General features: G+C 60.5%; 26 protein-coding genes and 1 pseudogene. 15 read left to right on the top strand and 12 right to left on the bottom strand.

The annotated features are described in order from the left end of the window. Positions 1–100: 100 nt before the first annotated feature. The 7 genes from phaeop14_RS15285 to phaeop14_RS15315 form a co-directional block, all read right to left on the bottom strand. Entirely contained in the window at positions 101–1,420 is a 1,320-nt protein-coding gene (locus phaeop14_RS15285) for a M16 family metallopeptidase (protein WP_096790016.1), read from the bottom strand. Then, the gene (locus tag phaeop14_RS15290) at positions 1,417–2,841 is read right to left on the bottom strand and encodes a M16 family metallopeptidase (RefSeq protein WP_040170178.1); all 1,425 of its coding nucleotides are present in this window, start codon (positions 2,839–2,841) and stop codon (positions 1,417–1,419) included. Before phaeop14_RS15290 ends, phaeop14_RS15285 begins: the two co-directional genes overlap by 4 nt. A 293-nt stretch (positions 2,842–3,134) precedes the next feature. Next, the gene (locus tag phaeop14_RS15295; RefSeq protein ID WP_096790017.1) at positions 3,135–3,650 is read right to left on the bottom strand and encodes a DUF3035 domain-containing protein; all 516 of its coding nucleotides are present in this window, start codon (positions 3,648–3,650) and stop codon (positions 3,135–3,137) included. A gap of 53 nt (positions 3,651–3,703) precedes the next feature. After that, complete coding sequence (gene lspA, locus phaeop14_RS15300; RefSeq protein ID WP_096790018.1) at positions 3,704–4,186, bottom strand: signal peptidase II; 483 nt, start codon at positions 4,184–4,186, stop codon at positions 3,704–3,706. Positions 4,187–4,257: 71 nt separating this feature from the next. Further along, positions 4,258–5,847, bottom strand: a complete 1,590-nt coding sequence (gene purH, locus phaeop14_RS15305) for a bifunctional phosphoribosylaminoimidazolecarboxamide formyltransferase/IMP cyclohydrolase (protein WP_096790019.1) — start codon at positions 5,845–5,847, stop codon at positions 4,258–4,260. A gap of 23 nt (positions 5,848–5,870) precedes the next feature. Then, positions 5,871–7,613, bottom strand: coding sequence for a heparinase II/III family protein (locus tag phaeop14_RS15310; RefSeq protein ID WP_040178776.1), 1,743 nt, complete (start codon positions 7,611–7,613; stop codon positions 5,871–5,873). A gap of 133 nt (positions 7,614–7,746) precedes the next feature. Continuing rightward, complete coding sequence (locus phaeop14_RS15315; RefSeq protein WP_040178777.1) at positions 7,747–9,012, bottom strand: RsmB/NOP family class I SAM-dependent RNA methyltransferase; 1,266 nt, start codon at positions 9,010–9,012, stop codon at positions 7,747–7,749. A gap of 89 nt (positions 9,013–9,101) precedes the next feature. Between phaeop14_RS15315 and phaeop14_RS15320 the strand changes: the two genes are divergently transcribed. Continuing rightward, the gene (locus tag phaeop14_RS15320; protein WP_096790020.1) at positions 9,102–9,305 is read left to right on the top strand and encodes a DUF1674 domain-containing protein; all 204 of its coding nucleotides are present in this window, start codon (positions 9,102–9,104) and stop codon (positions 9,303–9,305) included. A 23-nt stretch (positions 9,306–9,328) separates the two neighbouring features. Continuing rightward, positions 9,329–9,664: a putative quinol monooxygenase gene (locus phaeop14_RS15325; RefSeq protein ID WP_040179140.1), complete on the top strand. Its 336-nt coding sequence runs from the start codon at positions 9,329–9,331 to the stop codon at positions 9,662–9,664. A 3-nt stretch (positions 9,665–9,667) separates the two neighbouring features. Here the strand turns inward: phaeop14_RS15325 and dapB are convergent, their stop codons facing one another. Next, positions 9,668–10,489: a 4-hydroxy-tetrahydrodipicolinate reductase gene (gene dapB, locus phaeop14_RS15330; protein ID WP_096790021.1), complete on the bottom strand. Its 822-nt coding sequence runs from the start codon at positions 10,487–10,489 to the stop codon at positions 9,668–9,670. Between the two features lie 114 nt (positions 10,490–10,603). Here dapB and rbfA point away from each other — a divergent pair, with 114 nt between their 5' ends. From rbfA to rpsO, 6 genes are all read left to right on the top strand, one after another. Further along, the gene (rbfA, locus tag phaeop14_RS15335) at positions 10,604–10,999 is read left to right on the top strand and encodes a 30S ribosome-binding factor RbfA (protein WP_040170160.1); all 396 of its coding nucleotides are present in this window, start codon (positions 10,604–10,606) and stop codon (positions 10,997–10,999) included. Between the two features lie 17 nt (positions 11,000–11,016). Beyond that, positions 11,017–11,754: a phosphodiester glycosidase family protein gene (locus tag phaeop14_RS15340; RefSeq protein WP_096790330.1), complete on the top strand. Its 738-nt coding sequence runs from the start codon at positions 11,017–11,019 to the stop codon at positions 11,752–11,754. Positions 11,755–11,885: 131 nt separating this feature from the next. Then, positions 11,886–12,791 carry a tRNA pseudouridine(55) synthase TruB gene (truB, locus tag phaeop14_RS15345; RefSeq protein ID WP_096790022.1) on the top strand — a complete coding sequence of 302 codons (906 nt, stop codon included), beginning with the start codon at positions 11,886–11,888 and terminating at the stop codon, positions 12,789–12,791. Between the two features lie 43 nt (positions 12,792–12,834). Continuing rightward, positions 12,835–13,353, top strand: a complete 519-nt coding sequence (locus tag phaeop14_RS15350) for a DUF1643 domain-containing protein (RefSeq protein ID WP_096790023.1) — start codon at positions 12,835–12,837, stop codon at positions 13,351–13,353. A gap of 102 nt (positions 13,354–13,455) precedes the next feature. Further along, complete coding sequence (locus phaeop14_RS15355; protein WP_096790024.1) at positions 13,456–14,490, top strand: calcium-binding protein; 1,035 nt, start codon at positions 13,456–13,458, stop codon at positions 14,488–14,490. A 212-nt stretch (positions 14,491–14,702) separates the two neighbouring features. Next, positions 14,703–14,972 carry a 30S ribosomal protein S15 gene (gene rpsO / locus phaeop14_RS15360; RefSeq protein ID WP_024098682.1) on the top strand — a complete coding sequence of 90 codons (270 nt, stop codon included), beginning with the start codon at positions 14,703–14,705 and terminating at the stop codon, positions 14,970–14,972. An 84-nt stretch (positions 14,973–15,056) separates the two neighbouring features. Here the strand turns inward: rpsO and phaeop14_RS15365 are convergent, their stop codons facing one another. Continuing rightward, positions 15,057–16,673 carry a class I SAM-dependent methyltransferase gene (locus phaeop14_RS15365; RefSeq protein WP_096790025.1) on the bottom strand — a complete coding sequence of 539 codons (1,617 nt, stop codon included), beginning with the start codon at positions 16,671–16,673 and terminating at the stop codon, positions 15,057–15,059. 350 nt (positions 16,674–17,023) lie between these two features. Here phaeop14_RS15365 and pnp point away from each other — a divergent pair, with 350 nt between their 5' ends. Further along, complete coding sequence (pnp, locus tag phaeop14_RS15370) at positions 17,024–19,162, top strand: polyribonucleotide nucleotidyltransferase (protein WP_040170150.1); 2,139 nt, start codon at positions 17,024–17,026, stop codon at positions 19,160–19,162. Between the two features lie 143 nt (positions 19,163–19,305). Continuing rightward, a complete protein-coding gene (locus tag phaeop14_RS15375; RefSeq protein WP_244905779.1) occupies positions 19,306–20,001 on the top strand; it encodes a glycosyltransferase family 25 protein in 696 nt (231 codons plus the stop codon). 90 nt (positions 20,002–20,091) lie between these two features. Here the strand turns inward: phaeop14_RS15375 and phaeop14_RS15380 are convergent, their stop codons facing one another. Next, on the bottom strand, positions 20,092–20,742 hold the full coding sequence (locus tag phaeop14_RS15380; RefSeq protein WP_024098686.1) for a peroxiredoxin: 651 nt from the start codon (positions 20,740–20,742) through the stop codon (positions 20,092–20,094). 322 nt (positions 20,743–21,064) lie between these two features. Here phaeop14_RS15380 and phaeop14_RS15385 point away from each other — a divergent pair, with 322 nt between their 5' ends. After that, the gene (locus phaeop14_RS15385) at positions 21,065–22,504 is read left to right on the top strand and encodes an aldehyde dehydrogenase family protein (RefSeq protein ID WP_096790026.1); all 1,440 of its coding nucleotides are present in this window, start codon (positions 21,065–21,067) and stop codon (positions 22,502–22,504) included. Between the two features lie 75 nt (positions 22,505–22,579). On the opposite strand, the gene phaeop14_RS15390 is transcribed toward phaeop14_RS15385, so the two are convergent. Next, positions 22,580–23,053: a glyoxalase superfamily protein gene (locus phaeop14_RS15390; protein WP_040170142.1), complete on the bottom strand. Its 474-nt coding sequence runs from the start codon at positions 23,051–23,053 to the stop codon at positions 22,580–22,582. A gap of 359 nt (positions 23,054–23,412) precedes the next feature. On the opposite strand from phaeop14_RS15390, the gene phaeop14_RS15395 reads away from it, so the two are divergent. After that, complete coding sequence (locus phaeop14_RS15395) at positions 23,413–23,916, top strand: VOC family protein (protein WP_096790027.1); 504 nt, start codon at positions 23,413–23,415, stop codon at positions 23,914–23,916. A gap of 70 nt (positions 23,917–23,986) precedes the next feature. After that, entirely contained in the window at positions 23,987–24,844 is an 858-nt protein-coding gene (locus phaeop14_RS15400) for an alpha-1,2-fucosyltransferase (RefSeq protein ID WP_040170139.1), read from the top strand. A gap of 12 nt (positions 24,845–24,856) precedes the next feature. Here phaeop14_RS15400 and phaeop14_RS15405 read toward each other — a convergent pair whose 3' ends face one another. Then, positions 24,857–25,510: an RluA family pseudouridine synthase gene (locus tag phaeop14_RS15405; protein WP_096790028.1), complete on the bottom strand. Its 654-nt coding sequence runs from the start codon at positions 25,508–25,510 to the stop codon at positions 24,857–24,859. Positions 25,511–25,648: 138 nt separating this feature from the next. Here phaeop14_RS15405 and phaeop14_RS15410 point away from each other — a divergent pair, with 138 nt between their 5' ends. Next, entirely contained in the window at positions 25,649–26,062 is a 414-nt protein-coding gene (locus phaeop14_RS15410) for a nuclear transport factor 2 family protein (protein WP_096790029.1), read from the top strand. Between the two features lie 116 nt (positions 26,063–26,178). Next, positions 26,179–26,673, top strand: a pseudogene (locus tag phaeop14_RS15415) (SGNH/GDSL hydrolase family protein); the annotation flags it as partial. Positions 26,674–26,698: the final 25 nt, after the last annotated feature.

The following is a 26,698-nucleotide window of genomic DNA, read 5'->3' on the forward strand; positions in this document are numbered from 1 at the left end:
ACCGATTGGGGCAGCTATGGCTGCTTCGATCACATCCAGCAAAAAGGGCGCGACCAGAGATGGTCGCGCCCTTTTCCGTTTGATCGGCTCTGCGCTGATCTCAATTGGTGGATTGCAAACCTTCCGGTCGACCAACCACGATGAAATGCAGCTGGTCCGGCAATAGGATTTCGCTGGCCACCTTGTTGATTTCTTCCAGTGTGACAGCGTTCACCTTGTCATTGCGGGTGGCTACGTAATCAATGGGCAGATCATCCATCTGCATCCCCGCCAGAATCGACGCGATGCGGCTATTGCCGTCGAAACGCAACGGATACGCGCCAGTCAGATAGGTTTTGGCGTCTTCCAGCTCTTTCTCTGTCACGCCTTCAGCTGCCAGTTTTGCCCATTCCGTCTGGATGACCTCAACCGTTTCGGCAATCTTGCCGTTGGCCGACGCGACCGAACCCATGTAGACGGCCCCCAGATCACGCGGCACCAGATAGCTGTAGACGCCATAGGTCAGGCCGCGTTTTTCGCGCACTTCCGACATCAGGCGACTGTCAAAAGACCCGCCGCCAAGGATCTGGTTCAACAGGTAGGCTGCGAAATACCGCGGGTCGTCGCGCTCGATCCCGGCATGCCCAAACAGAGCCACGGATTGCGGTGTGTCATAGTCAACAACAGTCACACCACCCTCAATGGTGACCTCCGCCGGTCCCGGGATTGGCGCCCCTGCGTCTGGCAAATCGCCCAGCAAAGTATCCAGCAGCGCCCCCAACTCAGCCTCAGTGATATCCCCAACCGCCCCAACATAGAGCCGATCACGGGCAAACACCGCATCATGGGCATCGAACATATCCTGACGGGTGAGCGCGGTAACGCTTTCGATGGTGCCGTTGCCTTCGGTGCCATAGGGGTGATCGCCAAAGGCCATCTGCGAAAACACCCGCCCTGCGATATCGTTGGGATCCTTGGCATCAGCGCGCAGACCGGCCAGAACCTGAGCGCGCACCCGGTCCAGCGCATCCTGATCAAAGCGTGGCTCATGGATGGTCTGGCGCAGCAGATCAACGGCCTGATCGCGGTTCTCGCTCAGAAACTGCGCTGAGATCGACACCGTGTCCTTATCCGCATCATAGGAAAACCCGGCAGCCAGGCTTTCGACTGTGCGGGCGTAGTCCTGCGCAGCCAGCGGCCCGGCCCCCTCCTCAAGCAGCCCCGCCATCAGATAAGTCGCGCCACGTTTGCCCGGCTTGTCGAGCGACGTGCCGCCGCGAAAGCGCAGCTCCAGCGCAGTGAAGGGAATGCTGTGATCTTCGACCAGCCATGCGGTTATGCCGCCGGGAGAGGTCACCTCTTTGATCTTCACCTCTGCCCAGACCGGCAGGGCGAAGAAACAGGCGGCCAATGCGGCCGTGACAAGCTTTAGCGCCTTCATTGGCTTACCTCTTCGTCTCGCATCATCCAGCCGGTGACCGATACCTCCGGCCGCAACACCTCGCGGGCGACGGCGATGATTTCATCTGCGGTGATGGATTGCAGGATACGCGGCCAAGCCTGCACATCCTCAACTGTCAGACCCGACGCAAGCGCCCGTCCATAGCGGTTGGCAATTCCGTCGACGTTGTCGCGGGCGTAGATTTCTGCGGCCCGCAGTTGCAGTTTGATTCGCTCCAGCTGCGCCTCATCAACGCCGTCTTCCAGAAACCGGGTAAAGGTGGCATCCAGCGCGGCCTCGGCCTCCTCAAGGCTCACATCAGCCCCGGGCACGACCAGAAAATCAAAGGTCGTGTCATCCAGAGACACGTCGGAGTAAAACACACCGGTGTAGACCGCCACCTGCTGATCAAACTGCAGCGCGTTGGTCAGGTAAGAGGTGCTGCCACCGCCCAAGAGTTCAGCCAGAAGATAGAGCGCCGCTGCGCGTTCTTGCGCACCTTTGTCACGTTCCGGCGCCAGATAGGAGCGCTGAACAAACGGCTGCGCCACGCGCGGGTCTTTGAAGACAATGCGACGGGCGGCGGTCTGCGGCGGCTCCTTGCTGCGAACCCGTTCCGGCAGATCCGGGTTGGCCGGGATCTGCCCATAGGTCTCCTCGGCAAGGCGACGCACCTCCTCCGGATCAACGTCACCGGAGACAACCAAAATCGCATTGTTCGGCGCGTAATAGGTTCCGTAGAACGAGAGCGCATCCGCCATGTCCAGCTCTTCCATCTCATGACGCCAGCCAATAATGGGCTGGCCATACCGATGGTTGAGATATTGCGCGGCGTTCAACTGCTCACGAAACAGCGCCCGCGGCTCGCTGTCCGTGCGCTGGTTACGCTCTTCCAGAATGACCTCCCGCTCGGTCTCGATATCCTGCTCGGTGAGGCGGATGTTGACCATCCGGTCGCTTTCCATCTGCATCATCAGCCCCAGGCGGTCCGCCGCGACACGCTGGAAATACGCCGTGTAGTCATAGCTGGTGAAGGCGTTGTCCCGGCCGCCGTTTGCAGCAACGGTGGCCGAAAGTTCCCCTGCCTCCAACTTATCAGTGGCCTTGAACAGCAAATGTTCCAGAAAATGTGCAACACCGGACTGGCCGACAGGTTCATCGGCGGAGCCTGCACGGTACCAGACCATATGCTGCACGACAGGCGCGCGGTGGTCTTCGATCACCACGACCTGCATCCCGTTATCAAGGACAAAGCTGGTGACCATATCACTCGCTTCGGATTGAGCGGCAGTGTCTTGCGCCTGTGCGCCCTGAACCAGGCCTGACGCCGTCAAACCAGCGCTGTCCAGAGCAGCAAGGGCCGCGACAAAGGCGGTGGCCCGGGTGATCCGCCGGATCACAGGCTTCATAGGGGGGATCATTCGGTGATCTCCTTTTTGCGGTGCGCCACCGGCACCACAAGCACCGGTCGCGTCAAAATAGACTCATGCAGCCGGTCAGATCCCGCAGCCTGCCCTGACGGGCGATGCAGCGCGACCCGGTCCGTGTGGCCTGCGGTGCAACAGAAACAAGTCCGATCCAGCAACATATCAATGGCAATCAGCCCGAAAACCGAGCCAACATCGCTAACGTCAAACTACGCTCTAGAGGGGCATGTGCAAGGGAAATGGCGTTTTTGTGATCGCCCGGCGCCGCTGGTACGGCCTGTTCGGCGTTACTCTGCCGGTGGGGCTGACGGTGTCTCAAAACCCGCACGGCGGAAAACTTCGCTGACCTGATCCGGCGCGATGGCCTCGCGCTTGTACGCCTCTTGATAGCGATCGACCGGGAACAGTTTGAACCGCGCGGTGCGGTTTTCACGCTTGCGTTTCTTCGCATCGCGCACCGCGAGATCCGCGCGGACGTCGGGGTCGACGCCATAGCGGCTCACGGCGGTGACCAATGCGCCGTCGCTGGCGGGAATGCCCTCACCGGGCACCAGCGCAGCCGGGTTGCCGCCAAGCACGGCGACGGCTTCACCCTTGGGGTTGCGGTCGGTGAGATTGGCCGCGCCGGGTGTGGGCTGCGGCAGCGTCTGATAGCTGGTCGGCTCGGCCAGTGGCTTGGCGGGCAGGACCATGAATTCATCCGGGCCGGTTCCGGCCGGGCGCAGATCGCGCAACCCTTTTTGCCCGCAAGCAGATACGGCCAGCGCGCCCATCAGAACAATCACACCAAAAGGGATCCGCATGACCCGTTACTCCTGCCTGTTTGAGCCGCTTTTATCGCATTTCCCCAGCGAGGTCACGCAGGGTTTTTCTGCCGCCCATCAAATAGGATCAAGCCGGCCGCACCCGCAAAGATGAAGATGTCCGCCACGTTGAAGACAAAGGGATTGTTGATACCGCAGCAGGACATATTGAGAAAGTCCAGCACATACCCGTAAAGCAGTCTGTCCACCACATTGCCAAGCGCGCCGCCGATCACCAAACCGGCTGATAGCTGCATCATGCGCGCATTGGCAGGCAGCCGCGCGATCCAGACCACCAGCACCACGCAGATCACAAGTGACAGAGCAATAAGAACCCATCGCGTAGTATCGGTCCCACCGCCGAACAGACCAAAATTGATGCCGGTATTCTCGCCATAGCGAAACCGCAGCAGCGGTGGCAGCACATCAATGCCGCCGCGATTGGCCACATCCATGACCCGCACCACCAGATATTTGCTGATCTGATCGGCAAGCAGCGCCAGTATCGCGGCCCAGATCATCACTTTGGCTCGCATTGTACGGCCCCCTTTGCCCGGAATTTGAGGCGAGATCGGGCCAAACCCGGCCCGATCTGCGTTAGCCGCGTTTAGTGTCGGAAGTGACGCATGCCGGTGAAGACCATTGCCAGGCCTGCGTCATTGGCGGCCTTGATGACCTCATCATCGCGCATGGAACCACCGGGCTGGATCACGCAGGTGGCACCGTTTGCCGCAGCTTCCAGAAGACCGTCCGCAAAGGGGAAGAATGCATCGGATGCAACCGCAGACCCTTTTGCCAAGCTCACCGGCAATTCCAGCGCATCAGCCATCCGCTGCGCTTTCACGCCTGCAATGGTGGCACTGTCCAGGCGGCTCATCTGGCCGGCGCCGACACCAACGGTCTGGCCAGATTTTACATAGACGATGGCGTTGGATTTCACGTGTTTTGCAACCTTCCAGGCAAACAGCAGATCCTGCATCTGCTCATCGGTCGGGGCCTTCTCGGTGACCACCTTCAGGTCGTCCATGGCCCGGTGACCGACGTCCTTGTCCTGCACCAGCATTCCGCCAGACACCTGACGGGTGGTCAGACCCGTGTCCTGCGGGTTGGGCAGACCATCCGTCAGCAACAGACGCAGGTTTTTCTTGGCCGCAAAAATAGCCTTGGCCTCATCCGAGGCACCGGGGGCGATGACCACTTCGGTGAAGATCTGCACGATCTCTTGCGCGGTTTCGCCGTCCAGCGGCTGGTTCAGAGCCACGATCCCGCCAAAGGCAGAGGTGCGGTCGCAGTCAAAGGCCTTTTGGTACGCATCTTTCAGCGTTGTGCCACGGGCCACGCCGCAGGGGTTGGCGTGTTTGATGATCGCCACGGCCGGGCCATCAGCGGGTGCAAACTCGCTGACCAGTTCAAAAGCCGCATCGGTGTCGTTGATGTTGTTGTAGGACAGTTCCTTGCCCTGCACCTGCTGCGCGGTGGCGACGCCTGCGCGGGCGGAGCCATCAAGGTAGAAGGCCGCCTGCTGATGCGGGTTCTCACCATAGCGCAGGGTCTGCGCCAGCTGTCCTGCCACGGCACGGCGGCGCGGCGCCTCAAGATTCAGTGCGCCCGCCATCCAGTTTGATACTGCCGCGTCATAGGCGGCCGTCCGGGCGTAGGCGTTCTGCGCCAACCATTGACGGAATCCATAAGAGGTCTGGCCATCATTGCGATCCAGCTCTGCCAGCAGCGGTTCGTAATCCTCGACATCGACCACAACGTTCACGAACAGGTGGTTCTTGGACGCCGCACGGATCATTGCCGGGCCGCCAATATCAATGTTTTCAATGCAGGTGTTGTAGTCGCCGCCCTTGGCCACGGTGTCCTCAAACGGGTAGAGGTTCACTACCAGAAGGTCGATGGCGCCGATCCCATGCTCTTCCATCGCGGCCACATGCGTGTCGTTGTCGCGCAATGCCAGCAGCCCGCCATGCACCATCGGATGCAGCGTTTTGACCCGACCATCCATCATTTCCGGAAAGCCGGTGATTTCGGAGACGTCCTTGACGGTCAGCCCTGCGTCGCGCAGCGCCTTGGCCGTGCCGCCAGTTGAGAGCAGCTCAACGCCGCGTGCCGCCAAGGCCTTGCCCAGGTCGATCAGCCCGGTCTTGTCGGATACGGAAAGCAACGCACGGCGTACGGGGTGAAGGTCAGTCATGGCAGGGCAGGTCCTTTTCAGGCTCAGTCGGTTAACGCGGGATCATCCCGGTTCAGGTCTCGCACGGCAACGGCAGTCTCCTGCGCCTTACTGAGCGTCCACCGGATGCGCGTGGCATAGTTCATTGCCCGCCCGGAGAGAACGATCTGTTTTGCCGCACGCGGCTTCAAGCGGGTTTTTTCCAGGTATACGCTGGGTTCCAGCTTCAACTCGCAGGTTCCATCATGACGGAACACCCAGATCTCCCCGCTCTTGAGCGCCATGGATACTGCTGCGCCCCCCAAGTCAAGGGCTGCGTCCACATCCGGGTGCAGATGCAGCCGGATCTCAAAGCCAATACCGCCCAGCGAATGGGCGTCCATCGCCTTGTCGAAACGGCGTTTGTTGCGGGTATCCAGCGCCAGCAACATGTCCTCACCAGCCAGACCACGGCCATCCACCGCCAGTTCCAGCGTGCGCGCATGGGTCAGGCCGAAATGGCGCTCATAGCCATTGTGCCCGCCTTGGAAGCGATAGCCGTCTTCCAGATCAGACACATCCAGCGGCACGTTGTCGGGCGCCTCAGTCATGATCTCATGGCCGCTGCCGCGTTCCGGCGGGGCCAGGCGGGCGCTGGAATGCCCTTCGATACAGAGCGTGGAATGGGACGGTGTTGCCCGCCCCGCTCGGCGCCACTCAACACCAAAGGTTTCGCCCGAGCCGCAGTTGACGATCAGCGGGCGACGACCGGATGTCAGCTCAAACGCCAGGGTGGAGGCATGACCATTCCAAGAGGCGCGCCCTGTCGGCGGAACAGACGCATCAATGATCACCGAGGTGCGCCGCCCGGACAGGCGGGCATAGCCCATCGCCAAACCATCGGCGTGGCGCGTGGTGACATGGCTTGCCGCAAGCGCATGATCCAGCCGCCCCTCCAGCCCGCGACCACCGCCGTGGAACCGCGCGAGGCCGCCATCCGCATGACGCAATGTGCGCAGGGTCGGTGCGATCCGCTCAATCGCGGCCAGTTGCGCGGGTGGAACGCCGCGTCCGGCATCCTGTAGCGCAGCCGCAGCCCAGGTCAGCAGGGTAAAGACCTCCAGCAGCTCCTCAGGGTTGCGGGTCGGCAGGCCACCCTGATCATCAATCTGGCTGGAGCATTCCTCGGCCAGGGCCTTCAGAGCGGGGTCGACCTGATCCTCATGCCCCTTGAGAGCAAGGCCCGCGTAGATCAAACCGGTGAGTGCCTCAAACCGGGGCAATCCGGGGGAGGCCCCTTGCCAGCGGCGGGAGAGGAACCAGGTCTGGCGGGACAGGGCTCCGAAGAAGGCCTCCGATTGCTCCGCCGTGCGGGCCGCCAGCAGGAACAGCGCGTGGTTGATCCAGCGGATCACCCGACGACCGGTCAGATCCGGCGACCAGCCCGGCCCGCTGCCGTTGCCATGGGTGTCGATCCATCCCCAGACCCAGAGCTGTGCCTTTTCCCGGGCCCGAAAATCACCAACAGCGGCCAGATCATCAAGCCAGGCAAACCCGTGCCGTTCTGCATCAAAGGCGAGATCGGGCGCCACCACATCCCAGAGCCCGGTGGTCGGCGATTCGACGAGGTAACCCGCAAACAGAAGATTGCCCGCCACCAGTTGCCGACCGCGGGCAAAGCTGCCGATGGTGCGCGGCTCAGGCTGCGACACAAAGGCCGTGGCGCCGGGCTGCCGTCGCGCGCGCCGTGCGTAAAAGCGGTTCAACAGGCGGGTGCCGCGCCGCGCCATTCTATCGTATCGGGACATGCTCTCTTGCCTCACGCCAGAGATTTTTTCCGGGGCGTTTTGCGCTGAGCATAGCGAGGCTTACAGGCCAAGTCACCGATAATGCGGCAGGCGACTCGATGGCCGGGCGGCGAAGGACCGCCGAGACCTGAGGTCAGGCCGCGCCCTTGCGCAATTCCGCCATGTAGAAACCGTCCATACCGCCCTGATCAGCCCAGTAATCAGGTCGCAGACGCAGCCCGCCTTCTTCTGTGATCCAGTCGGGGTCGATGCCCGCGACCGCGTGGATCCGATCGCCGACCGACATATCGGGAAACATCTCAAGCGCATCTTCAACCTGGCATTCGCCCTCATCCGGCAAGAGCGAACAGGTGCAGTAAATCAACCGTCCACCCGGTTTCACCAGGCTCCAGGCATGGGCAAGCATCTGTGCCTGCAATTCAATCAGCGCGCCAAAGCCACTGCCATCCTTGGCATGGGGCAGGTCCGGGTGCCGGCGAATCGTGCCCGTTGCGGAACACGGCGCATCCAGCAGGACCGCATCATATTGGCCGGTCTGTTCCAGCGCATCACCGACAACCACCGTGGCGCTGAGGCCGGTCCGGTCAAGGTTCTCCGACAGGCGCGCCATCCGACCAGCGGATTGATCCACGGCCGTCACATTCGCGCCAGTGGCTGCGATCTGCATCGTCTTGCCCCCCGGCGCCGCGCAGAGATCCAGCACCGATTCGCCCGGCTGTGCCGCCAGCAGCTGCGCAGGCAGCGCGGCGGCGGCATCCTGTACCCACCAGTCACCGGCCTCAAATCCCGGCAGGCCAGAAACCTGAACCGATCCGTGGAGACGGTAAGACCCGGTTGGCAGGCGGGTTGCCTCCAACGCCGACAGATCCGCACCAGGTTTTGCCGTCAGATCAAGCGGCGCGCCCGCCAGATGAGCCGCCTCAATCGACAGCATCGCAGGTGCGCCCCAGGCCTGAGACAGCGGGCTGCGCAGCCATTTCGGCAGGCGCGGGACCCGCAGCTTGGCCCATTCAGCAGGCCCCTGATCCGCCACCTTGCGCAGAACCGCGTTGACCAGCCCCTTCAGTTTACCGTGGCGGCGGTGACGCGCGATAATGTCCACCATCTCGTTTACCACCCCATGTGCCGCCCCGCCCTGACACAGTTCGACGGTGCCAATACGCAGGGCATTGTGAACTGTCAGCGGCGTCGATTTCTTAAGATGTTTCTGCAGGATCCGGTCCGCGCGTTCCAAATTGCGCAGCGTATCTGTTGCCAGTCGCTGACTGCGCGCCCGCTCCTCCACCGGGAGCTTGTCCAAGGCGCCAGCTGCATAACATTCAGACAGCAGCTTGCCCTCCCCGAGCACCTGATCCAGCAGGTGAATAGCGCGGCGGCGGGCTTGGCTTGCGTTGGACATGCGGGTCTCCTGATATAGGGCAGCGGCGCGATGGGTTGTCGCCGCCGGACGCGGGCGTATATCATAGAACGACAACAAGGGAACCCGGCATGAGTGACGCTGACAAAACCAAAATCGATCCGGCAACAGATCTGCCGCCCGCCGCACAGCGGGCGCTGGCGGAAGCCGCGGAACGGCGCAAGGCCGCTGAGGCCGAGGCGGCCAATCGCCCGGTTGAGCTCGGCGGTCGCGATGGTCCAGATCCCGCGCGTTACGGTGATTGGGAGAAAAAAGGCATCACCATCGATTTCTGACGGTGTCACCGCAGGAGGCCTGCATGATCATCGAGATCCGCCGCTACAGGCTGCACCCCGGCAAACGCGAAGCCTTTATTGAGGTCTTTGAACGGGTGAACAGACCAGCATTGCGCGACGCGGGCATGCTGGTTTTTGGTCCGATGCGCGATCTAGAGGATCCGGATGTCGTCCACTGGATGCGCGCCTTTGCAACGCTATCGGACCGCGAACGCATCAAGGATGACTTCTACGACGGGCCTGTCTGGCTGAAAGAACTGGAGCCTCAAGTGATGCCATTGATCGCCCATTTCGAAGCTTCGGTGGTGGAAACCACCGAAGGGTTCGAGACGTTCAGCGGCGCCGCATCCCTGCTCTGAGGATCAGAGGCCCAGCACATCCAGCATGTCGTATTGACCGGGTTGCTTATCCTGACCCCAAAGTGCGGCCTTAATGGCCCCGCGGGCAAAGATCGCACGGTCCGTCGCCAGATGGCGCAGGACGATACGCTCTCCCTGGCCGGCAAACAGCACGTCATGTTCCCCGACGATATCACCACCGCGAATGGCGCTGAAACCGATATCACCGCGCTTGCGCGCGCCGGTGATGCCATCGCGCCCGCTGTCGCTGACATCTGAGAGCACCACGCCGCGCCCTTCGGCGGCGGCCTCTCCCAACATCAGCGCGGTGCCGGAGGGGGCGTCGACTTTGTGATGGTGATGCGCCTCAATCACTTCGATATCAAAATCCTCATCAAGGGCGGCGGCGACCTTCTTGGTCAACTGGACCAGCAGGTTCACGCCAAGGCTCATATTGCCAGCGCGCATCTGCACCGACTGACGCGAGGCCGGTTCCAGCTGGGCGATCTCTGCGTCGCTCATCCCGGTGGTGCCGATGACATGGACAACACCGGCCTCGGCCGCAAACCCGGCAAAGGCAATAGTCGCCGCTGGGCTGGTGAAGTCGATCACGGCCTGCGCCTTGGCAAAGGCAGCAGCCGCATCGTCGGTCACTGTCACACCGATTTCAGAGCCGCCCATGGCCAGCCCTACATCCTGACCGACCCAATCGTGGCCTGCCCGCTCCACCGCGCCGACCAGATGCGCGCGGGGATGATCCGCAACCGTCTTGATCAGCATCTGCCCCATGCGCCCAGAGGCGCCGGTGATCACGATGCCGGGTGTATCCGTGCGGGAAGCTGTCATGTCTGGGGTCCTTAGGTGTTGCGCTGGATCGCGGGTGGTCTGTTTCGGGCTGGTTTTGTCCTAACCGCTTGTGCTGCGCTTGGCAAAGCCCCGCTTTCGGCATAAATCGGATATATGGCTAAGAACAAACTCCAAGAGGGCTCAGGGCCCTCACAACGTCAGCTCCGCGTCGGCGAATTGATTCGCCGCGCCTTGTCCGAGATCTTTGCACGCGGTGACCTGCATGATCCCGAATTGAACCGGCTGTCGATCACCGTTGGTGAGGTTCGCACCTCGCCCGATCTGCGTATTGCCACGGCTTATGTGCTGCCGCTTGGTGGCAAGGGGCAGGAAGACACGCTCAAACTGATGGCTCGCAACAAGGGCGAACTGCGTCGGATGATCGGCAAGAAGCTGGCACTGAAATTCACGCCGGAACTGCGGTTCCAGCTGGATGACACCTTTGACCGGATGGATGACACCCGCCGGATGCTGTCGCAGGACGCGGTGCGCCGCGATATCGGCGAGTGATTCGCTGGGCGGTGGCTGTGGTGTTGGCCCTTTGGGCTGCGCCTGCAGCGGCGGTGGACTGCCGCGACATCGCCTATGACGGCAATCGCTACACGATCTGCGAGGTCGACGTGGCCGAAGATGAGCTGCGCCTGTTTCTGAAAAACGGCGCGGGCGAGGTCTACGGTCATTTCTCGACAATCGAAAACGATCTGGCTGCCAAGGGGCAGAGTCTGCCCTTTGCGACCAATGCCGGCATGTACCATCGCGACCGTTCTCCTGTCGGATTGTACCGGGACGGCGACGGCGAGGAGATGCGGCTGATCACAACCCCCGGTCCGGGCAATTTCGGACTGTTGCCCAATGGGGTGCTGTGTATCGGCGCTGCCCGCACGGATGTGATCGAAACACTGACCTTCGCCGAGACAGAGCCATCGTGCCGCTACGCCACGCAATCCGGCCCGATGCTGGTGATCGACGGCGCGTTGCACCCGCGGTTTCTGCCGGACTCGACCTCGTATTTCATTCGCAACGGCGTCGGCACCAGCGCCGACGGCCAGCGCGTGGTCTTTGCCATCTCGCGGAACGCTGTGACGTTTCACCAGTTTGGCAGCCTGTTCCGGGACCATCTGAAACTGCCAAGCGCGCTCTATTTTGATGGCAATATATCGCGGCTCCACGCACCGCAGATCAATCGCAGTGATGCCGGTTTCATGATGGGGCCGGTGGTGGGCGTGGTGGCAGACGGCACCCAGAGCGACGCGGCGACCAACTGAGCCAACCACACGCATTGGGCCAGCCCGCGCCGCAGTTGGCTGACGGTTTCGCGACCTCCCGCGATTGACAGCCCGGGATGGCTGGGCTACCCCGCGCGCCTCTCTCACCGACGATGACATTGGGGTACGATATGGGACGCAAACGCAAAGGGCGCGATATTTCCGGCTGGCTGGTGGTCGACAAGCCTGCGGGGCTGACGTCCACTGCGGTTGTCAACAAAGTCCGCTGGGCCTTTGATGCGAAGAAGGCAGGCCATGCCGGCACATTGGATCCCGAGGCAACCGGCGTTCTGGCAGTCGCCCTCGGCGAAGCCACCAAGACCGTGCCTTATATCACCGATGCGCTGAAGGCCTACACCTTCACTGTGCGGCTCGGTCAGGCGACCAATACCGATGACGCCGAAGGCGAAGTGATCGCCAGCAGCGACACACGGCCAAGTGATGAGGACATCGTGGCGGCGCTGCCGCAATTCCTTGGCGATATCATGCAGGTGCCACCAAAATTCTCAGCGGTGAAGATCGACGGTCAGCGCGCTTATAAGCTGGCGCGCGACGGTGAAGACATCGAACTGGCCGCCCGCCCATTGTGGGTTGAGGAGCTGATCCTGGTGGATCGTCCTGACGCTGACCATGTCGTGTTGGAAATGACCTGCGGCAAAGGCGGCTACGTGCGGTCCATCGCGCGGGATCTGGGTGCCGCGCTTGGGTGTCACGGCCATGTCAAATGCCTGCGCCGGATCTGGTCGGGGCCGTTTGACGCGGAGGATGGCATCAGCCTTGAGACGCTGGATGAAATGGCCAAATCGCCGGATCTTGATGGCTATTTGCGCCCGCTTGAAGAAGGGCTCGCCGATCTGCCGCAGCTGACCTGCACACCTGAAGGCGCGGCCAAGCTGCGCAATGGCAATCCCGGAATGGTGCTCGCCTCCGATGTTGAATACGGCGAGGAAGCCTGGGCCTCACTGGATGGTCTGGCTGTTGCGGTTGGACACTACAAAGCCGGCGAGCTGCATCCCAGCCGGGTCTTCGTCCGTTAGCCTGTGGTTGACAGCGGCGCGAGGTCTGGGCACCACGGGCGCCATGATCCATCGCAGCCACACCAAGGGCGACGCGCCTTCAACCGCGGTCTATTCCGACTGCGAGCAGTATCGATATAGCCTCAGCCGGATCTGGGATCCGGCGGGGACACGGGTGATGTTTGTGATGCTCAACCCGTCTACCGCGACTGAGGTGCAGAACGATCCAACGATCGAGCGCTGCGAGAGACGCGCGCGCACCTTGGGACATGGCGGATTTCGCGCCACCAATATCTTTGCCTTTCGGGCCACTGATCCGCGTGACATGAAACGTGCGGCGGACCCGATTGGCCCTGATAATCTCGGAATAATTCTGGAGGGTGCGGCCTGGGCGGATCAGGTGATCTGCGCCTGGGGCACCCACGGCGCGTTTCGTCAGCAAGGTGATCAAGTTGCGGCGGCGCTTGTCGAAACCGGTAGGCCGTTGTTTCATCTCGGACTAAGCAAGGCCGGTCATCCCAAACACCCGCTCTACATTCGCTACGACCAGAAACCTGAACCCTGGCGGCCCAAGTCGGCATAAGATCTTGCTAACCATCGCTTTCGATTTGGTTTGATATACAACCATTGCGTGTTCAATATTGATCATGCGGGTGTTCCGCGTGTTTTGTAAGGGGTCGCCGGAATGTTGATGCTGGCTGCAATGTTGGGGGTCGCCGCCGTTGGTGGCATCTTGTTGATTGACGAGGGGGGCGATGACCCGGAAAGCTCTGACGTCAATGACCACGCGGCAGAGGGAAATACCGATGAAACCTCCTCCCTAGCTTCACTTGTCTCCACGGGGACCTCCGGGAGCGATCAGCTTGGCGGCGGCGATGCGGATGATTCTCTACAAGGTCTTGCGGGACACGATCAGCTGAACGGCTACTCCGGCGATGACGGGGTGCTGGGCGGCGATGGTGACGATTCTTTGCATGGTGGAGAGGGCCACGACACGCTGCAGGGTGGGGATGGAGATGATCTTCTGCACGGTGACGATGGCGATGACCTGCTGTCCGGAGACGACGATGACGACAGGTTGTTCGGCCACTTCGGTGAGGACATGCTTGACGGCGGTGCAGGCGATGATCAGGCCCACGGCGGTCACGGTAATGATACGCTGGTCGGGGCTGACGGGCGCGACGCGCTGCACGGGAACGACGATGATGATCATCTGACAGGTGGGCAGGGGCAGGACACGCTGTTCGGCGGCACTGGCGATGATCGTCTGGTCGGCAATGATGATGGTGACGCCACGGATTATCTGAACGGCGGTGACGGCGATGACACGATACTTGCCGGGGCCGGTGATATCGTGACCGCCGGCACAGGCGCCGATAGTATCCTTGTTGGCGCCGGGGATTTCTATATCAGCGAGGACGCAAATGGGGACAACGCGGCCCCCACCGCCCCCATCGATTTATCCGATTTCAATAGCAATGAGGATCAGCTGGTTGTCATCTGGGACAAATTCGGCTCTGACACGCCTGTCGTTGACGTGAGCAACAATCCAGATACCCCCGGTGAGCATATCGTGACCATCGACGGCGAGGAGGTGCTGCGCGTTATCGGACTGGCAGAGTTAACTGCGTCCGACATACTGGTGGTCGACCAAGATGCCGCTGTCGGCTTTGGCGTGATTGCCAAAGAATCGGGGGATGGCGGACTGACGCTCGAGTGACCCGGATCTGGTCGGGTCGACATCCGCTGCGCTGACAGAGACCACTCTTCAAAACCTTTTGCTATTTCCGAAGAATCTGCGTATACGCGCGACCTGTTCAACGGCACTGCGACTTTCTGCGGAAAACTGCAGTGCCCGAGACGCCTCCATGGGCCTGTGCTGGACGACATCCCGGCCTGCGCCATTCACACAAACCTTCAAAGGAGACCCCGATGTCGATCACTGCTGAAGAAAAAGCCCGCCTGATGAAAGAATTCGCAACCAAAGACGGCGACACCGGTTCCCCGGAAGTCCAGGTTGCAATCCTGACCTCGCGCATCAACACCCTGACCGAACACTTCAAAACCCACAAGAAGGACAACCACGGTCGTCGTGGCCTTCTGAAAATGGTTGCTCAGCGTCGTAAGCTGCTGGACTACACCAAAGGCAAAGACGTGGCCCGCTATCAGGACCTCATCAAACGTCTCGGCATCCGTCGCTAAACGCGACGACCTGACGAATAAAAATCAACGCCCGCGCCTCTCGGCTGCGGGCGTTTTTTATTTCAGTGCATGATCCGTGGTCAGCTAGGCGACAGCGCCGCTCTGTGACGAGGCAGCCGTCGGATGGGCCATTTCTGGCTGCGATGGGTCGGCCTGAAGCAAGCTCACTCCAAGGCCTGCGAGAATACCCAGACGCCGCGCTGAAAAAGCATGGGCGCGGGCGCGCAAGACGGCAAGGTTTTCCTCTGGTAGGTCCAGAACGCGACCCTCCTGCTCCAGCCGTTGCCCTTGGGGCTCAAGAATTCGCCAGACGAAGGTCGCCCAGTCATTTGGTGTCTGATGACCCTCGCTTTGAGCCAGTAGGAACAGCTGCTCCATTCGGTCAACCGCGACACCGCCCCCCGTCACCGGGGATGCCAGGAATCCCAGGCGCTCGCTGTCCTCAGCATTCTTGCAAACCGCCATATTGAAGTCGCGGCACCGCACAATCCGATCCGCATATCCCGCTTGCGGCAAACAGGGCACGATATAGCCCGCACCGGTCAGAATCGTCAGCATCCGCGTAATGTCGCCCCAAGTCATATCTGAGAACACCCCTTGCTCCAGCAAGGCACGAACGGTGTGGTGCCCATCGGACAAAGCCTGCAAGACAGGCTCATACTGGCTCGCTTCCAGCGCGATATCGCCCTTGCGCCAGCTGACTTTCAACGGGCCGGTTCCATAATGACGCGCCAGCGCAAAGGGGGTCTGAAACCACCCTCCGACGCCGCCACGTTGTGTCTGTGGCAGCCACCCCCGTACAAAAACATCTGCGCGGAACTGCTCGTTCAACAGAATATCACGCAGGCCCTCGCGCCTGACTGAATTGCTTTCTTCTGCGAGCAGCGCCTGCTGTGGCCTGCTGAGACAGATATCGTCGATGTGATCCAGAGGGTTCGCCGCGCCCATAAACTCCAGTTTTGCCTGCGCAAGATCATCTGCAACATCGGCAAAATGAAACGGGGTCCAATCTTTGTTGAAGAACTCATGCGCGAGATAATTCCGGGACATGGACTTCATCTCGCTCAGCCGGGTCAGCTGACCAGGATTGGAGGCAAAGAAACCGGCGTCGGCCAGCTTCAATCGCTCGGCGAAATCCAGGGCCTCATCGATGCGTTGTTCCAGTGACCCGTTGCCTTGGGACGCGCGATCCGTCAGCAATCGGCGCAATGGCATCGATGGTGCCCAGCCCGGTTGTGTATTGTAACTGATATAGACCAGTCCACCGGGTTTCAGGCGACGGGCAATAAAGTCGATAATCCGTTCCTGATTCTCACGCGAAACCCAGCTATAAACACCGTGGAGCGCAATCACGTCGAAGCTGTTTGGCAGGGTTGCCTCCTCCTCAAAATCCTCAAAGGACCTTTCGTAGAAGGTGACATTGGGCACCGCGGCCTCCCGCGCCAATCGATGTGCACCAGCGATATGCGCCGGATTGAAATCCATGGCATGTACATCAACATGCGGGTTTGCAGCGGCCAGCAGATTGGCGGTGAACCCCTGCCCACAGCCCAACTCACAATAGGTTAGACGGTTGTCGTCCAACCCATGCCGATGCCCCCGCGACAACGCAGCAAACGCCAAGCGCGATGGCGTCATCTCATGAAAGAAATCATGCGAGTAGTCGAGCTCGGCAACATAGCCGGAGGTCCAATCGTTCATTCAGCACCTGTTCGTTCGTGGTGGGGGCGACGGCATCTTTCCCTTCTGGGGTGCGCAATGTTTTCATAAAAACGTTGAGGATCTGGTTAACGCATCAGTGTTTTGAGTTGCCAAGTTTGCCGGTGCGACCTGCTGCATTGGCCCGGCGCCAAAATTTCAATGCACAGGCTCGGCCAGCGCTTGCCCTTTCAATCTGTGCAAAAATCCTGTAAGGGCGGCCTATCTGAGACGTGCTGCCAAGACCCCGGCAGTCGAAAGAAAGATAGAGAGGGGTCGGCGGCAATGGGGCCGCCACATCAAACGGGAGACCCGGGATACGCCCGGGAGTGCTCCCAGCTAGGATAAGCTGAATGTTTAACGTTACAAAGAAATCGATGCAGTGGGGCGAAGAGACGCTCACACTGGAGACCGGCAAGGTTGCCCGTCAGGCTGATGGCACCGTGATTGCCACCCTGGGCGAGACCTCGGTCATGGCAAATGTCACCTTTGCCCGCCAGCAAAAACCGGGTCAGGACTTCTTCCCTCTGACCGTCCACTACCAGGAAAAATACTACGCGGCGGGCAAGGTCCCCGGTGGTTTTTTCAAGCGTGAAGCACGCCCCACCGAAAAAGAAACGCTGACTGCGCGTCTGATTGACCGTCCGATCCGCCCGCTGTTCGTCCCCGGCTTCAAGAACGAAGTTCTGGTGATGTGCACCGTGCTGAGCCACGATCTGGTCAACGATCCCGACATGGTCGCAATGATCGCAGCCTCTGCGGCGCTGACCCTGTCCGGCGCACCCTTCATGGGTCCGATCGCAGCTGCGCGCGTTGGTTTTGAGGGCGGCGAATACGTTCTGAACCCGACTGTCGACGACATGCAGGACCTGCGCCTGAACCCTGATCAGCGTCTGGATCTGGTTGTTGCCGGCACCAAAGATGCCGTGATGATGGTTGAATCCGAGGCTTACGAGCTGACCGAAGCAGAAATGCTGGGTGCGGTGAAATTTGCTCATGAGCAGATCCAGCCGGTGATCGACCTGATCATCTCTCTGGCAGAAGACGCGGCGAAAGAGCCGTTTGACTTCCAGCCGGCGGATTATTCCGAGCTGTTCGCCGTCGTGAAAGCCGCAGGTGAAGAGCAGATGCGCGCTGCATTCGCAATCACCGACAAGCAGGAGCGCACCGCCGCTGTTGCCGCTGCCCGCGACGCGATCAAAGCCTCGCTGACAGAAGAACAGCTGGAAGATGCCAACCTCGGTTCCGCCCTGAAGAAGCTGGAAGCTGGCATTCTGCGTGGCGACGTCGTCAAGACCGGCAAGCGGATCGACGGACGGTCAACCACGGACGTCCGCGCCATCGAGTCGGAGACCGGCATGCTGCCGCGGACCCACGGTTCGGCGCTGTTCACCCGTGGCGAAACCCAGGCACTGGCCGTGACCACGCTGGGCACCGGTGACGACGAGCAGTTCATCGACGCGCTGCACGGCAACTTCAAATCCAACTTCCTGCTGCACTACAACTTCCCTCCCTACTCGGTTGGTGAAGTGGGTCGTGTCGGCTCCCCGGGTCGCCGTGAAATCGGTCACGGTAAGCTGGCATGGCGCGCGCTTCAGGCGGTTCTGCCTGCGCCGACCGACTTCCCCTACACCATCCGCGTGGTGTCGGAGATCACCGAATCGAACGGTTCCTCTTCGATGGCATCCGTCTGCGGTGGTTCGCTGTCCATGATGGACGCCGGCGTTCCGCTGAAGGCACCGGTTGCCGGTGTGGCCATGGGTCTGATCCTGGAAGACGACGGCTCCTACGCGATCCTGTCGGACATTCTGGGCGACGAAGACCACCTCGGCGACATGGACTTCAAAGTGGCGGGTACCGACAAGGGTATCACCTCACTGCAGATGGACATCAAGGTTGCAGGCATCACGCCTGAGATCATGGAAAAAGCATTGGATCAGGCGAAAGACGGCCGTCTGCACATCCTCGGCGAAATGGCCAAGGCTCTGTCGGAAACCAACGCGTTCTCCGTCCATGCGCCGCGCATTGAGACCATGCAGATCCCGACCGACAAGATCCGTGAAGTGATCGGCTCCGGCGGTAAGGTCATCCGCGAGATCGTGGAAACCTCCGGCGCGAAAGTCGACATCAACGACGACGGCGTGATCAAGATCGCATCGGCCGACGGCACCGCTATTCAGAAGGCCTATGACATGATCCACTCGATCGTGGCAGAGCCGGAAGAAGGCGCCATCTACACCGGTAAAGTTGTGAAGATCGTCGACTTCGGCGCCTTCGTGAACTTCTTCGGCAAGCGCGATGGCCTGGTACACGTGTCCCAGATCGAAAACCGCCGCCTGAACCACCCTTCGGACGTTCTGAAGGAAGGCCAGGAAGTGAAAGTGAAGCTGCTGGGTTTTGATGATCGCGGCAAGGTCCGCCTGTCCATGAAGATCGTGGATCAGGAAACCGGCGAAGAGATCAAGGCTGAGAAGAAAGAAGACGCAGAATAATCTGCCTCTTGTTTTGAAAACACATGGAACCCCGCCAGAGATGGCGGGGTTTCTTCGTTTTCGGGTCCGCAGGCTGCGGCCTCCCTCTTTTCACCGCTGGGCAAGATCGCTACCTCTGGCTTATGCGATCCTATATCATTCATATGGCAGGTGATCAGAAACGCGCCCCAAATGTGGCACGGCTGATGACGGAGCTGCCACAGCCGGAGGTCATTGAGGCGGTCAACGGCCGCGCGGTTCTGGAGGCAGGCGGGATCACCGTGCGCAATGGCGACCTGCACCAGCCACGTTACCCCTTTGCGCTGAGGGCTGGGGAGATCGGCTGTTTCCTGTCCCACCGCAAATGCTGGCAGAAGATCGTCGACAGCGCTGATGAGTTCGGCCTGATCGTCGAGGACGATCTTGCCTTGGATCTGGGGATCTGGCGCGATGCCATCGCATTGGCCGAAAATCACGCCACCACCGAGAGTTTTTTCCGGCTGCCTGCCAAACACCGCGAAACCGCGACGCAGCTTATCGCGACCGAGGGCGAAGCGCGCCTGTTCCTGCCAAGACGCATCGGATTGCAAACCGTCGCGCAGATGGTGGGAAAAGCCGCGGCGGCGCGTCTACTGGCTGCCACGGAGACGCTGGACCGTCCGGTTGATACCTTTCTCCAGATGCACTGGATCCATGGGCAAATGGTCCACACCATCTGGCCCAATGGTGCATCAGAACTGACGGAGGCATTGGGGGGCTCAACCATCCAGTCGCGCCCCACAGGAGGAAAGATCGCGCGTGAAGTGAAACGCGCACTCTACCGGAGCCAAGTCGCCCTGCGCCCACAAAAACACTCGTAGTGGAGCCATAGAAAAAGGGGCCGGTCGGCCCCTTTTCCACAACGGTCAGTTCACAGGGGCACGACGCCCCCGTTTGGATGCTTCAGTCGGTTATTCCGGCGCCTTGGTTTTGCGCAGATAGGGGAAGATCGTCTCGAACTCACCGAACTTGGCTTTGGCGTCCTCATTCGACACGCTTGGCGGGATAATCACATCTTCGCCGGGCACCCAGTTCGCAGGCGTCGCAACGCCTTTGCCCGACATCTGCAGACCGTCCAGAGCGCGCAGGATTTCGGCAAAGTTACGTCCCACGGTCATCGGGTAGGTCATTGACAGCTTCAACTGCTTGTCCGGACCGATGATGAAGACAGAGCGCACAGTGGCACTGTCTGCAGGGGTGCGGCCATCGGGGAGATAGGCCTCAGCAGGCAGCATGTCGAAGGCCTTGGAGACGGCCAGTCCTTCATCGGCAATGATCGGAAAGCCCGCGCTGGCCTTGCCGTAGCTTTCGATGTCACCTTTCCATTTCTTGTGATCCTCGACACCGTCAACGGACACACCGATCACCTTGGTATTGCGGGCTGCCCATTCGTCAGCCAGCTGCGCCACAGCCGAAAACTCCGTGGTGCAGACAGGTGTAAAATCTTTGGGGTGGGAAAACAGGATCGCCCAGCTGTCGCCGATCCAATCATGAAACGAGACGGTGCCCTGATCGGTTTCTGCGGTGAAATCCGGAACCACATCATTGATACGCAAACCCATGGGTCTCTCCTCTGCTGTCAAATAATTGTTCTCTGGTAGATAACCTAACCACTCAACGCGCAGGTTAAACCCTTGATCGGGTGCAAGCAGCCGAAAAGATTAACCCACGCGCAAATCTGACCCGTCCGGGACATACGTGTACGTCAATCGATGAGACCGCGCAGCCATCCCAAAACAGCGGTAAAATGGCGGATTTTTGTCCATTTCTATGATTTGATCAAATTATTCATTCCCCCCTTGCCCATCAGAAACACCGGTGACAGAGTGTCGGCCAATTGCGGGGTTTTGCCCCGTCACACCCTGATACCTGGGAGATCGACAGATGATCGAGAAACGTGATTTTTACATCAACGGCCAATGGGTCGCCCCTGCTGCACCCAATGATTTCGAAGTGATCGACCCCTCGACCGAGGCCCCCTGTGCCGTCATTTCCCTGGGCGATGCTGCGGATACCAATGCCGCTGTCGCAGCAGCCAAGGCCGCCCTGCCGGGTTGGATGGCGACACCGGTTGAAGATCGTATCGCGCTGGTCGAAAAGCTGATCGAAGTCTACGAGAGCCGCACCGAAGATCTGGCGCAGGCGATGAGCGTCGAGATGGGGGCGCCCATCGACATGGCCCGCACTCAGCAGGCAGGCGCAGGCAGCTGGCATCTGCGCAACTTCATCAAGGCGGCGAAGGCGTTTTCCTTCGATGCTCCTTTGGGCGACCATGCCCCCAACGATCGCATCATCCATGAGGCTGTAGGCGTCGCTGCGTTGATCACGCCATGGAACTGGCCGATGAACCAGGTCACGCTGAAGGTTGGCGCCGCAGCCATCGCGGGCTGCACCATGGTTCTGAAACCTTCGGAGCAAAGCCCGCTCAACGCGATGATCTTTGCCGAAATGATGGACGAGGCTGGCTTCCCTGCTGGTGTCTTCAATCTGGTGAACGGTGACGGCACCGGCGTGGGCACCCAGCTGTCCAGCCATCCCGATGTGGACATGGTGTCCTTCACCGGCTCGACCCGCGCCGGCACTGCCATTTCCAAGGCCGCGGCAGATACCCTGAAGAAGGTTCATCTGGAGCTTGGTGGCAAAGGCGCCAATGTGATCTTTGACGATGCCGACGAGAAAGCGGTCAAGCGCGGCGTGCTGCATATGATGAACAACACCGGCCAAAGCTGTAACGCGCCAAGTCGTATGCTGGTTCAGAAGGGCATCTACGACAAAGCCGTCGAAGAGGCCGCCGCTGTTGCCAACAAGGTAGAGGTCGGCCCTGCCTCCAGCGAAGGTCGCCATATCGGCCCAGTGGTCAACGAGCTGCAGTGGGGCAAGATCCAGGATCTGATCCAGAAAGGCATCGACGAAGGCGCCCGATTGGTAGCAGGCGGCACCGGTCGCCCCGATGGCTTGAACCAAGGCTTCTATGTCAAGCCAACCGTCTTTGCCGACGTGAACAACCATATGACCATCGCCCGCGAAGAGATCTTTGGCCCGGTGCTGTCGATTATCCCCTTCGAGAGCGAAGAGGACGCAATCGAGATCGCCAATGACACGCCCTATGGCCTGACCAACTATGTGCAGACACAGGATCCCGCCCGTGCCAACCGCATGGCCCGCAAGCTGCGCGCCGGCATGATCGAGATGAACGGCAAGTCGCGTTCCGCTGGCTCGCCGTTTGGGGGCATGAAACAATCCGGCAATGGCCGCGAGGGCGGCAGCTGGGGGATCGAGGATTTCCTGGAGGTCAAAGCCGTCGGTGGCTGGGCCGACGAGTAACGCCCCACACCAATCTGCGAACCCGACGACAAGAGCCGCCCATCAGGGCGGCTCTTTGCTATTTTTGCGCTGATTTCAGGTGAAACGGCTCCAATCAGGCAGATCAAGAACCAGCTGAGGCACACCATCCGAGGTCCGCTCAACCGAGCGTCCGTCCCACCCAATGGTGCCGCTGATCCGCTGACGCATTGCGGAGAAACTGTCGAATTTCACCACATCCACCGGCTCTTCCAGATGCAGGGTCACACGTCGGCGCGCGCCTTCACCAAAGACCTGCAGCCCGCGCAGCTCAGCGGTGAAGGCCTGACCAAGGTAGCTGCCCCGCAGGGTCTGCCCGACACGCAGGGTCTGCTGCGGAATATTCGGACGCGGTCTGTCCGCCTTGGCACTGATCGTATTCCAATCTTTATAGCCATATTGCCGGGCCACCATCTCAAGCGCGGCGCTATGTGACAGGGTGAGATTGCGGGCCTGCAACTGCTGTCGCAGATTGCGGGCCTGTTGTTTCAGGCTCCCGACGGTGGGGAGGTCTTCTGGGTTGGTCGTCATTCTTGCCTCTTGTCCAATCAACAAGATGCGCCGAAAACATGGAGCCCGCATTGCCATTGGCGCATCACATCGATGGGCGAAAGACAGGAATTCTATTGACGGGGGTTCACCATGGTCGTGTTGACCGCGAGCGGCAGGGCCCCGGCCCTGCCTCAGCCTTAGGCCCTTCCACCCGCCGTGGTCAAGACCCTTGCCACCTCGTGTCTGTGGTTGAGTGGCTGTCTATCAGCCCTGCTGATTGAAAGTGGCCACGTCCAAGCCGCATCAAAAGAAAAAACCGGGGAGGTCATTTACCCCTTGATCTAAACCTGACTTGAGCTCGCAGGGTGGGAAAAACGATTGTTCAAAGGAGACACCGAATGATCCATCAGAAGCCTGTCCCCGCCGTCAAACCCGGTATCAACACCACCTTGACCGGTATTTACGAAACCCACCTGCCGGTGAAAAACCTTGAGGTTTCAATGGCCTTTTATGGGGAGACCATAGGCTTGGAACTTGCGCGTCACCTACCCGAACGGCAGGTCGCTTTCTACTGGGTCGGCGGGCAATCTCAGGGGATGCTTGGGCTCTGGACCGGCGGTGCCGGCCCGATGGGTATGCGGTTGCACATGGCGTTTCGCACCACGGTCTCAGCACTTGATGGCATTTGCGACCGGCTGTCTGATGCCGGGATCACGCCGCTTGATTTTCACGGGTCCCCGACGACAGAACCGGTGGTGCTGGGCTGGATGCCCGCGCTGTCGGTCTACTTCAAGGATCCGGACGGACACTCGATTGAGTTTCTGGCACCAATGACCGACGACCCAGATATGGATTTTGGCGTTGCAAGCTACAGCGACTGGCAGGCGCGATCCGGCGGATGAACCTGACCGGGACTGGTCATGGCGGTCGATGGCGCCTATCAACGCGGTATAGCGCTCCGAGGGACCAACCATGATCATCACCCGCCTGCATGGCCGACTGGGCAACCAGATGTTCCAATACGCTGCCGGGCGTGCGCTGGCGGATCGGCTAGGTGTATCAGTTGCGCTTGACAGTCGCGGCGCCGAGCTGCGCGGTGAGGGCGTGCTGACGCGCGTCTTCGATCTTGATCTGGCGACACCGGATATCCTGCCGCCGTTGCGCCAACGTGCTCCGCTTGGTTATGCGCTATGGCGCAGTTTGGGCCAGCATCTCGGCGCCGGACCGAAGCTGCGCCGGGAGGCAGGCCTGGGCTACAATCCGGGTTTCGCGGACTGGGGCGACAACAGTTACCTGCACGGCTACTGGCAGAGCGAGCGCTATTTCGCACAAAGTGCCGAACGCATTCGGCGCGACTTCACCTTCCCTGAGTATGCAAATCAGCAGAACGCGGAGATGGCGGCCCGCATCCACGAAACCAATGCAATTTCGCTGCACGTACGGCGGGGGGACTATCTGACCCTCGCCGCGCATGTGCTTTGCGATCAAGCCTATTACGAGGCCGCACTGGCGAAGGTTCTGGACGGGTTGGAGGGACATCCAACGGTCTATGTCTTCTCGGATGATCCACAGTGGGCCAAGGAAAATCTCCCTCTGCCCTGTGACAAGGTGGTGGTGGATTTCAACGGCGCTGATACCGACTATGAGGACATGCGCCTGATGAGCCTGTGCAAACACAACATCATCGGCAACAGTTCGTTCTCCTGGTGGGCGGCCTGGCTGAACCAGACACCGGACCGCCGCGTGGCTGGTCCCGCCAAATGGTTCGGCGATCCGAAACTGAACAATCCCGATATTCTGCCGCCAGACTGGCTGCGTATTAGCGTTTAGGTAGGGCCGACCTCAGAACGGAGCCTTGACGCGAAACTTCATCGATTCACCACTGTCAGGATGTTTGATCCGCAGCTCTTCTGCATGCAGCATCATACGCGGGTGATCCAGCGCGCGCCCCGCTGCATAAAGCGGATCGCCCAGAATCGCGTGGCCTAGAGACAGCATATGTACCCGCAGCTGATGCGACCGCCCGGTTTTGGGCGTCAGGCGCACGCGGGTTGCGGTGTCTTCGTACTTCATCACCCGCCAGTCGGTCACGGCTTCTTTGCCAGTGTCATGGCAGACCATCTGGCGCGGACGATTGGGCCAGTCCACGATGAGCGGCAGATCTACGGTGCCGCTGCGCGGTTCAAGCCGACCGTCAACCCGCGCGACATAGGCTTTCTTCGCGCTGCGCTTTTCAAACTGCATGGACAGATGCCGCTGCGCATGTGGAGAGACGCCGAAAACCATCACACCGGAGGTATCGCGGTCAAGTCGGTGCACCAAAAGCGCTTCCGGAAAGGCAGCCTGCAGCCTGCTCAGCAGACAATCCGCAAGATGTTCCCCCCGCCCCGGCACGCTGAGCAGACCATGGGGCTTGTTCACCACTAGGAGCTGGGCATCGTGATGCAGGATGTCCAGGGGATCCTTCGGCGGAGTGTAGTCGCTAGAAACTGTCATGCCCGCGTCCCTAGCGGCCCGTTGCCTGCAGGGCAAGGTATCGCGACGTCGCGCTTGTCGGCGCTTGGGTAGAGCGGCAGGGTGGTGACATCTTCACATCCGCCCCGTCCGCGGGCTCCCTGGTCTGAAAGGTGACGCATGACTCATCCAACCATCAGCAGGCTGCAAGAGGTCGTCGCCAAGGGTGATGACAGTCAGATTGCAGATCTCCTGGCCGAAGACGTGCAGTTTCTGCCACCAACCTACTGGGAAACCTGGACAGGTCGCGCACCGGTCGCGGCCATTCTGGGGCATGTCGGTCAAGTTTTCAGCGATTTCCGCTATCGTCGCATCATGGGAGATAGCGATGACTGGGCGTTGGAATTCCAATGCAAGATCGGCGAATTCGACGCGGTCGGCGTTGATCTGATCACCCTGAATTCAGACGGGCTGATTGCTCAGTTCGAAGTGGTGATGCGCCCTTACAAAAGCATCGGGATCTTGCGGGACGCAATCATGGCGCGGGTCACCTCGGATCCCAGGTTTCTGCACTATCAATCGGCGCTCAGCTGATCGGCCTGGACCATATCGCCCGGATCGTACTGCTACCGTTGCTGGTCGTGCAGGTGGTCAACGTACGGCGCAGGGCCCTGCGCCTGCCTGAACCTTGGGGACCGCGGTTTGGACAGATGGGGCGTGGCGCCCCCCTGCGTCTGTTGATTGTCGGCGACAGCTCCGCCGCAGGGGTTGGTGTCGGTCGGCAGGATGACGCGCTTTGCGGCCAACTGACCACGAAACTGGCCGAAGGGCGGCATCTGACCTGGCGATTGGAGGCGACAACCGGACATCGCAGCGCTGATGCACTGGCGCGGGTCCGCGCATTGCCACCACAGACATTCGACGTCGCTGTCTTGGCGCTTGGGGTGAATGATGTGACGCGGCTTACACGACGGCGACGGTTTCACATGGAACAGTCAGCCCTGATCCGACTACTGCGTGACCGATTTGGAGTCACGCTGGTGATCCTGGCCGGTGTCCCGCCGATGGCGGATTTTCCCGCTCTTCCCAACCCGCTGGCCTGGGTGCTGGGCCGGCATGCGACGCGGCTGGACCAAGTTCTGGCCAAGCTGGCCGCGAAAGATCCAAACATTATTCACCTGCCCTTTACACTGCCACCCGATCCAACGCTGGCCGCACGAGACGGGTACC

The organism is Phaeobacter piscinae, from assembly GCF_002407245.1.
Taxonomy (GTDB): Bacteria; Pseudomonadota; Alphaproteobacteria; order Rhodobacterales; family Rhodobacteraceae; genus Phaeobacter; species Phaeobacter piscinae.

What these genes read in the sequence shown, in the direction of transcription:
- phaeop14_RS15390 (WP_040170142.1), bottom strand. Translation starts at nt 23,053, where the DNA reads ATGACGACCAACCCAGAAGACCTCCCCACCGTCGGGAGCCTGAAACAA.
- phaeop14_RS15400 (WP_040170139.1), top strand. Translation starts at nt 23,987, where the DNA reads ATGATCATCACCCGCCTGCATGGCCGACTGGGCAACCAGATGTTCCAA.
- phaeop14_RS15325 (WP_040179140.1), top strand. Translation starts at nt 9,329, where the DNA reads ATGATCATCGAGATCCGCCGCTACAGGCTGCACCCCGGCAAACGCGAA.
- phaeop14_RS15285 (WP_096790016.1), bottom strand. Translation starts at nt 1,420, where the DNA reads ATGAAGGCGCTAAAGCTTGTCACGGCCGCATTGGCCGCCTGTTTCTTC.
- rbfA (WP_040170160.1), top strand. Translation starts at nt 10,604, where the DNA reads ATGGCTAAGAACAAACTCCAAGAGGGCTCAGGGCCCTCACAACGTCAG.
- phaeop14_RS15320 (WP_096790020.1), top strand. Translation starts at nt 9,102, where the DNA reads ATGAGTGACGCTGACAAAACCAAAATCGATCCGGCAACAGATCTGCCG.
- phaeop14_RS15310 (WP_040178776.1), bottom strand. Translation starts at nt 7,613, where the DNA reads ATGTCCCGATACGATAGAATGGCGCGGCGCGGCACCCGCCTGTTGAAC.
- rpsO (WP_024098682.1), top strand. Translation starts at nt 14,703, where the DNA reads ATGTCGATCACTGCTGAAGAAAAAGCCCGCCTGATGAAAGAATTCGCA.
- phaeop14_RS15290 (WP_040170178.1), bottom strand. Translation starts at nt 2,841, where the DNA reads ATGATCCCCCCTATGAAGCCTGTGATCCGGCGGATCACCCGGGCCACC.
- lspA (WP_096790018.1), bottom strand. Translation starts at nt 4,186, where the DNA reads ATGCGAGCCAAAGTGATGATCTGGGCCGCGATACTGGCGCTGCTTGCC.
- dapB (WP_096790021.1), bottom strand. Translation starts at nt 10,489, where the DNA reads ATGACAGCTTCCCGCACGGATACACCCGGCATCGTGATCACCGGCGCC.
- phaeop14_RS15315 (WP_040178777.1), bottom strand. Translation starts at nt 9,012, where the DNA reads ATGTCCAACGCAAGCCAAGCCCGCCGCCGCGCTATTCACCTGCTGGAT.
- phaeop14_RS15365 (WP_096790025.1), bottom strand. Translation starts at nt 16,673, where the DNA reads ATGAACGATTGGACCTCCGGCTATGTTGCCGAGCTCGACTACTCGCAT.
- truB (WP_096790022.1), top strand. Translation starts at nt 11,886, where the DNA reads ATGGGACGCAAACGCAAAGGGCGCGATATTTCCGGCTGGCTGGTGGTC.
- phaeop14_RS15380 (WP_024098686.1), bottom strand. Translation starts at nt 20,742, where the DNA reads ATGGGTTTGCGTATCAATGATGTGGTTCCGGATTTCACCGCAGAAACC.
- phaeop14_RS15405 (WP_096790028.1), bottom strand. Translation starts at nt 25,510, where the DNA reads ATGACAGTTTCTAGCGACTACACTCCGCCGAAGGATCCCCTGGACATC.
- phaeop14_RS15385 (WP_096790026.1), top strand. Translation starts at nt 21,065, where the DNA reads ATGATCGAGAAACGTGATTTTTACATCAACGGCCAATGGGTCGCCCCT.
- pnp (WP_040170150.1), top strand. Translation starts at nt 17,024, where the DNA reads ATGTTTAACGTTACAAAGAAATCGATGCAGTGGGGCGAAGAGACGCTC.
- phaeop14_RS15375 (WP_244905779.1), top strand. Translation starts at nt 19,306, where the DNA reads ATGGCAGGTGATCAGAAACGCGCCCCAAATGTGGCACGGCTGATGACG.
- phaeop14_RS15395 (WP_096790027.1), top strand. Translation starts at nt 23,413, where the DNA reads ATGATCCATCAGAAGCCTGTCCCCGCCGTCAAACCCGGTATCAACACC.
- phaeop14_RS15295 (WP_096790017.1), bottom strand. Translation starts at nt 3,650, where the DNA reads ATGCGGATCCCTTTTGGTGTGATTGTTCTGATGGGCGCGCTGGCCGTA.
- phaeop14_RS15350 (WP_096790023.1), top strand. Translation starts at nt 12,835, where the DNA reads ATGATCCATCGCAGCCACACCAAGGGCGACGCGCCTTCAACCGCGGTC.
- purH (WP_096790019.1), bottom strand. Translation starts at nt 5,847, where the DNA reads ATGACTGACCTTCACCCCGTACGCCGTGCGTTGCTTTCCGTATCCGAC.
- phaeop14_RS15355 (WP_096790024.1), top strand. Translation starts at nt 13,456, where the DNA reads ATGTTGATGCTGGCTGCAATGTTGGGGGTCGCCGCCGTTGGTGGCATC.
- phaeop14_RS15410 (WP_096790029.1), top strand. Translation starts at nt 25,649, where the DNA reads ATGACTCATCCAACCATCAGCAGGCTGCAAGAGGTCGTCGCCAAGGGT.